The 2,731-nt window shown below is 31.0% G+C and carries 1 protein-coding gene; it reads right to left on the minus strand.

Translation table 11 applies throughout. The annotated features are described in order from the left end of the window. A partial coding sequence (locus J7M87_RS00305; protein WP_291647545.1) for a SpaA isopeptide-forming pilin-related protein occupies window positions 1-2,662 on the minus strand: 2,662 nt, incomplete at its 3' end. Window positions 2,663-2,731 lie beyond the last annotated feature (69 nt).

Below are 2,731 nucleotides of genomic sequence, written 5' to 3' on the forward strand. Positions count from 1 at the left end.
CTGATCCTGTACTTGGTAGTTTCATAGTTATGTAATTAACTACTTTAACGCTGATTACTCTATCATTTTTATTTCCTTCTATATGAATATCACCATTTGTAGAATTAGTAGTATATTTAACTCCATCTATTGTAAAATTAAAAATACCATTTGATGGTTGAGATTCAGTAACTACTTCATATACATGAACATTTCCATTTGAATCTACAGGTATTCTATACCCTTCAGGTGCTTTTGTTTCTTTAAAGTAATATGAAGTTCCAACTTTTAACCCATCAAAGAATAACTCTCCTTGCTCATTAGAAACTGCCTTACCTATTTCATTTCTACACTCTCTATCAGAATATAATGTAAATTCAGCACCTTTTAGTGGTGTATTCTTATCATTGACTTTAACTACTTTTAATTGGAAAGGTCTTAAACTATTTTCTACTGTCAATACCCCATTGCCTTCTGATTCTACATAGCTCATTCCCATATTAGTAGTATTAGATATTACTTTTATTGTGTTACTTGATGTAACTTCAAAAACAAACTCATTTGGATTTATTTCAAAACCATCTGTAGCTTTTATTTCTATTATTTTATGTGTTCCTTGTTCTAACCCTTTAATCACTATTTCTCCATTTGGATTAGTTGTTAATTCTTCAGTTGTTCCATTAGGCTTTGTATGTCTAAACTTTACATTAGGTAGTAATATATTAGTTCCTTCTTGTACTTTTCTTATAGTAAAGTCTAAGGAATCCTCTTTTATTATAGGAACATTAAAAGTACCTACAGCCTCTGTATTTCCATTAGGTGTTATTCTTCTAACAAAAATTTCTGGGTTTATTTTATATCCTACAGGTGCTTTAGTTTCTTGAATAGTTATTGTCCCTAAAGGAATTGTTGTATTTCCATTGGTCTGATAATAAAAATCATCCCCTGACACTTTACTTGATGCATCAAACCTAACAATACCATTATCATTCGTCTTCATAACCCAAGTTCTTGTAGGAGATACACCTAAATCTGCTGGATTTACACCATCCGCATACTCACCCGCATAATACTTTATTGTAAAATGAGCATCTGCAAGAGTTCCTCCTGGTACTGGAACTGCATTTCCTGTATCAGCATCCACTTTTTTAAGTAAAATAGCAATCGGGTCATTTTGAGGTCTATCAGTAAAGCTTTTTGTTGCTTTACTACCTGAATTAACAGTTATTGGGTATATATTATTATCTAAAGCATATCCCTTTGGAGCTTTTGTTTCTTTTATATAATAAGTTTTCGCATCTAACTGAATCTCTTGCGACCAACCATTAGAACCAATAACAAGAGTAGCTACTTGACCAGTAGCATTAGAATTAGTAAATACCCCATACTCTGCTCCAGCTATTGAATAATAACTATTCCCATTTGTCATTGATGGGTCAGCAGATGATTTTGATATTTGTAATGAACCCTTTGGATTATACATCCAAAACGCTAAATCTTGATAAGAACTTCCTTCAGTATCAGCAATATATGCAGTAAATGAAGATGGTGGTTCAGGTAATCCACTTACTTGATTAAGTAATCTCTTACCTAAGTTTCTACCATCACCATGTCTTACTTCAGAAATAGCCATAGCAGTAGCAATTCTTAAACCATTTGAATCCCAACCTGATATTTGAGCTGGCCCTTCAAAACCATAATATAATATTTTTCTAATATTAGAATTACTCTCAACAGAAGTACTAAGTATTCTTACCCCAGTTCCTGGCGAAACTTTAGTGTGATCTGCACAAAAAGCCGTACACCCATTTATACTAAACATGTCTGATCTCCCCATAAGGATTCCACCTTCATAGTAAGTTAAGTTACCATGATTTGTAACAGTCATTCCAGTTCTAACTGACATAAGAGATAAAGACCTTCTAAATCTAGTTATAATAGGATTTAAACTGTTAAGACTTTCTAAGATTGGATCTACATTTTCATCCTGAAGATACTCTAATGCTAAATCCTTTTTAGAAATATCAACTAGAATAATACAATCCCCTATAGATTCTAAATCAATAAGATCATTTAAATATTCATCTTTAAAGAAAAAGTTATCATCTACTTTTTCTTCTAAATTATGCTTTCCAACAAGTTCTTTTCTGAAATTTAAAGCTTCTTCAGAATCATATATTCCCTGAAGATATTCATTAAGTATCTTATCTACTTTAGTATCTATTTTTATTTCTTCCTCATTAGTATTTATTTCATTTGATGCTTCTTGTTTTTCTTCCTTAATCACATCTGATTGAATTATTTCATCTTTAGTTTCCTCTTTTTTTTCTTCTAAGAAGTTAATAGTTATAGACTTATTTTCTTTTAGATTTACATCGTAAATTTTACTATTTCCATCCATAACTCCATCATTTTCTATCCCCTCAACAGATGATATAAAATGTCCCTCATTTGGAGTTGCAGTTATTCTCAAATTAGTATCTGATGTACAATCTGCTCTAAAAACATCTTTGTTTCCTAAAGAATATTTAGAAGTTCCGTCATCAATAACAACTTCTCCTTCTCCTTTTACTTTTATTTCTAGCTTGATTATATTGGATGCTTCTGCTGGTATTGCTTGAACATTTCCTACAACTAAAATACTCACTAAAAATAAACTTAAAATTCTTTTGAGTTTCCTCACTAAATTTCCCTCCTTAACTTTTTATTTTAGTTAAAAAACTGTAATTAATTTCTATCCCCCCAATCACTC

Source organism: Clostridium sp., from assembly GCF_017888565.1.
GTDB lineage: Bacteria > Bacillota > Clostridia > Clostridiales > Clostridiaceae > Clostridium.